2 protein-coding genes are annotated in these 4,987 nt (G+C 44.0%); one reads left to right on the forward strand and one right to left on the reverse strand.

The annotated features are described in order from the left end of the window. A partial coding sequence (locus H5R64_RS08675) for an IS3 family transposase (RefSeq protein WP_182582472.1) occupies window positions 1-80 on the forward strand: 80 nt, incomplete at its 5' end. A 142-nt stretch (window positions 81-222) separates the two neighbouring features. On the opposite strand, the gene H5R64_RS00225 is transcribed toward H5R64_RS08675, so the two are convergent. Beyond that, window positions 223-4,987: serine-rich family protein (locus tag H5R64_RS00225; RefSeq protein WP_407657556.1), on the reverse strand; the 4,765-nt coding region annotated here is incomplete at its 5' end.

Here is a 4,987-nt window from a genome sequence, read left to right on the forward strand (position 1 = left end):
CTTGGTTTAATTACGAGCGAATTTCATTGAATAAGAAAGGATTGACTCCGGTCGAATATCGGAATCAATCCATTAATTAAGATTTAATAAAATGTCTAACTTTTCTATGGCACTTCAAACTCTGAAGACCAATTCATATTTACGGGAATTTGAAAACGATCTAGGAAGTTAGTCCTGTTTCACTCCCACGCAAATTACTTCACGTTTAATTACTTAAACTGACTACTTGTTATTATCCTTGTTCTTCTTTCCGATGATACCAAGAAGAGCAAACATTGCGGAGATGAAGCCAAGGTCGGCTAACATTTGACCGTTACCAGCATTACCAGTTTGTGGTAATCTCATATGACCCCGTTGACTAGTAGCAGCATTATTATTGCCGTTAACACTAGCACCATTACCGATTCTGGCACCAAGAGTAGCGTTACCAGTTAGACTAGGACTAACTACACCAGAGTCAAGGCTAGAAGCTGTTTGCCCTGTACCGATACCGTAACCGAGGTCAGAAAGGCCACCGTTACCAGCAACGCCGTTATTAGTTTGGCTACCGTAATTACTGTTACTGATGCTAATTGACCCTTGATTACCGTTGCTGCCACTGACACTGGCTGCATTACTCAAGTCCTCACTAATGCTTGCGCTGTGTTGTGCTGATTCACTAGCTGATTGACTAAGTGATACACTTTCACTCAAGCTCCGTGATGCTGGGTTGTCGTTTGAAGTGGTATTGGAGATAACCATGGAACCGCTAGTTGAGGTATTATCCGAACCAGAAGTGCTACCTTGTCTAGTTGAGGTTGAGTCACTAGTAACTGCTGAAGCAGATACAGAAGTACTGATACTAGTAGAAATAGAAGCACTGGTAGATTGACTTGCACTGATACTCATACTGAATGATGTGCTTGCACTGTCATTACTCAAGGAAGCGTGGGATTCACTAGTACTCTTGTTATCTGCATTAGATGCGCTAACGCTTGCGGACAATGATTGTGAGGTAAGAGCGCTAAGTGAAGTACTCAAGCTCTTTGAAGTACTGTCAGATAATGAGGTGCTTAAGGATTGACTTGCACTTGCCGATGCCGAAGCACTTGCACTGCCATTACTCAAGGAAGCGTGGGATTCACTAGTACTCTTGTTATCTGCGTTAGATGCGCTAACGCTTGCGGACAATGATTGTGAGGCAAGCGCACTAAGTGAAGTACTCAAGCTCTTTGAAGTACTGTCAGATAATGAAGTGCTTAAGGATTGACTTGCACTTGCCGATGCTGATGCACTTGCACTCTGACTTACTGAAGTTGAGGTACTTGCAGAAAGGCTTGTCGATGCACTTGCACTAAGTGAGTTAGATGCTGAAGTACTATTGCTGAGCGATGTGCTTAAGGATTGGCTTACACTTGCCGATGCTGATGCACTTTGTGAACCACTGACACTAAGTGATGCTGATGCACTAGCACTCAAACTAGTTGAAGCACTTTGACTTACTGAGGTTGATGCGCTGGTGCTCAAGCTGGTTGAAGCACTTACTGAAGTTGATGCACTTGCAGATAATGATGTACTCAAGGAGCGACTGGCGCTATCGTTGACGCTCGTTGATACAGATTCACTGTCGCTAAGTGATGTACTCAAACTCCGTGATGCGGAATCACTCAAGCTAGTTGAAGTTGAAGTACTGTTGCTGAGTGAAGTGCTCAAGGAACGACTTGCACTGTTAGATACAGATGCTGAAGCTGACTCACTATCACTTAATGAGGTGCTGAGTGAACGGCTATCTGAAAGTGAAGTGCTTAAACTTGCTGAAGCACTAGTACTCAAACTAGTTGATACCGAAGTGCTCAAACTGTCTGAGGTTGAAGTACTGTTACTCAAGCTGGTGCTGAGTGAACGACTTGCGCTATCACTGAGACTCGTTGATACAGACTTGCTATCACTGAGACTAGTTGATTCTGAAGCACTATCGCTAAGTGAGGTACTCAAGGATGCTGAACTACTGTTAGATACAGATGTGCTCAAGCTCCGTGATGCACTGTCACTCAAGCTGTCAGACATTGAAGTACTATTGCTCAAACTGGTACTCAAGCTTGCGGATGCACTGAGGCTCCGACTTACAGCAGCGTTGGAGTTGCTGATACTGGTGCTCAATGAAGTTGAAGCACTATCACTGACACTAGTTGATACAGATTGACTACCACTCAAACTAGTACTCAAAGATGCTGAGGCACTGTTGGATACAGATGTGCTCAAGCTCCGTGATGCACTGTCACTCAAGCTGTCAGACATTGAAGTGCTGTTACTCAAACTGGTACTCAAGGAACGGCTTGCGCTATCACTAAGACTCGTTGATACAGACTTGCTGTCGCTAAGACTTGTGGATACTGAAGCACTATCGCTAAGTGATGTACTCAAGGATGTCGATTGACTTGCACTCAAGCTAGTTGAAGCTGAAGTACTCAAACTATCAGAGGTTGAAGTACTGTTACTCAAGCTGGTGCTCAAGAAACGACTGGCACTGTCACTAACACTAGTCGATGTTGATTCACTATCACTCAAACTTGTGCTTAGAGAATGACTATCGGATAGCGAAGTACTCAAGCTTGTCGACGCACTTGCACTGAGCGAAGCTGAAACGCTTGAACTAGCACTCAAGGATGTTGATTGACTTGCGCTCAAGCTTGTTGAAGCTGAAGCACTTACGGAATTAGAAGTTGAAGTACTATCGCTCAAACTCGTACTGAGTGAACGACTGGCACTATCACTAACACTGGTCGATACAGATTCACTGTCGGAAAGTGAAGTACTCAAACTTCGTGAGGCACTGATACTTAAGCTCTCAGATACTGAAGTACTGTCACTTAAGCTGGTGCTGAGTGAGCGACTGTTAGATAACGAAGTACTCAAACTTGCCAAGGCACTTGCACTCAAGCTAGTTGAAATTGAAGTACTTAAGCTATCTAAGGTTGAAGTACTATTACTCAAGCTAGTACTCAAGGAACGACTGGCACTATCACTAACGCTGGTCGATACAGATTCACTGTCGCTAAGACTAGTTGATACTGAGGTACTTAAGCTGTGCGAAGTTGAATTACTTTGACTAAGCGATGTACTCAAACTCCGTGAGGCGCTATCACTAAGGCTAGTAGAAATTGATGCACTATCACTCAAACTCGTACTTAGAGAACGGCTATCAGAAAGTGAAGTACTCATGCTTGCGGATGCACTTGAACTGTTAGATACAAATACTGATGCTGATTCACTAGCTGATGCAGATGTACTGTCGCTGAGTGAAGTACTCAAGGATTGACTAGCAGATACAGATGTACTCAAACTTGCGGATGTGCTATCGCTAAGACTTGTTGATACGGATTGACTACCGCTCAAACTCGTACTCAAGGATGTTGATGCGCTGTTTGATACTGAAGTGCTGAGGCTCCGTGATGCGCTGTTGCTCAAACTGTCTGATACTGAAGTACTATCACTGAGACTAGTGCTGAGTGAACGACTGTCGGAAAGTGAGGTACTCAGGCTTGCCGAAGCACTTGCACTGAGTGAAGCTAAAACGCTTGAACTAACACTCAAGGATGCTGATCGACTTGCACTCAAGCTAGTTGAAGCTGAAGTGCTTACAGAATCAGAAGTTGAAGCACTATTGCTCAAGCTCGTACTGAGTGAACGACTGGCACTAGCACTGACACTAGTTGATGTTGATTCACTATCACTCAAACTTGTACTTAGAGAACGACTGTCAGAAAGTGAAGTACTTAAGCTTGCAGATGCGCTGACACTCAATGAGCTAGATATTGAGGCACTCAAACTATCTGAGGTTGAAGTACTATCGCTCAAACTCGTACTGAGTGAACGACTAGCACTAGCACTAACGCTGGTCGATACAGATTCACTGTCGCTAAGACTAGTTGATACTGAGGTGCTGTCACTGAGCGATGTACTCAAGGACGCTGAAGTGCTATTGGATACGGACGTACTCAAACTCCGTGAAGCACTGTTACTCAAGCTCTCAGATACTGAAGTACTGTCACTTAAGCTGGTGCTTAGGGAACGACTATCGGATAGTGAAGTACTCAAACTTGCGGAGGTACTTACACTGAGCGATGCTGAAACGCTTGAACTAGTACTTAAGGATGCTGATTGACTTGCAATCAAGCTTGTTGAAGCTGAAGTACTTACGGAATCTGAAGTTGAAGCACTATTGCTCAAGCTCGTACTCAAGGAACGGCTGTCAGAAAGTGAAGTACTCAAACTTGCCGAGGCACTTACGCTTTGACTAGTCGATACTGAGGTACTTAAGCTGTCCGAAGTTGAATTACTCTGGCTAAGTGAAGCACTGGTTGAAGCACTCGCACTAACACTGGTTGAAACTTCTTCACTGTCCTTAATTGATGCAGAAGTTGATGCACTGGAACTTAATGATTGTGAAGTTGAAGCACTGTTACTCAAGCTAGTACTCAAGGAACGACTGGCACTATCACTGACATTAGTCGATGTTGATTCACTATCGCTCAAACTAGTGCTAAGTGAACGGCTATCGGATAGCGAAGTACTTAAGCTTGCCGAAGCACTTGCACTGAGCGAAGCTGAAACGCTTGAACTAGCACTCAAGGATGTTGATTGACTTGCGCTCAAGCTGGTGCTGAGTGAACGACTATCTGAAAATGAAGTACTCAAGCTTGTGGATGCACTTGAACTGTTAGATACAGATACTGATGCTGATTCACTAGCTGATGCAGATGTACTGTCGCTGAGTGAAGTACTCAAGGATTGACTAGCAGATACAGATGTACTCAAACTTGCAGATGTGCTATCGCTAAGACTTGTTGATACGGATTGACTACCGCTCAAACTCGTACTCAAGGATGTTGATTGACTTGCACTCAAGCTAGTTGAAGCTGAAGTACTTACGGAATCAGAAGTTGAAACACTATTGCTCAAGCTCGTACTCAAGGAACGGCTGGTACTATCACTAACACTAGTCGAT

This window comes from Limosilactobacillus fastidiosus, assembly GCF_014145505.1.
GTDB classification, from domain to species: Bacteria; Bacillota; Bacilli; order Lactobacillales; family Lactobacillaceae; genus Limosilactobacillus; species Limosilactobacillus fastidiosus.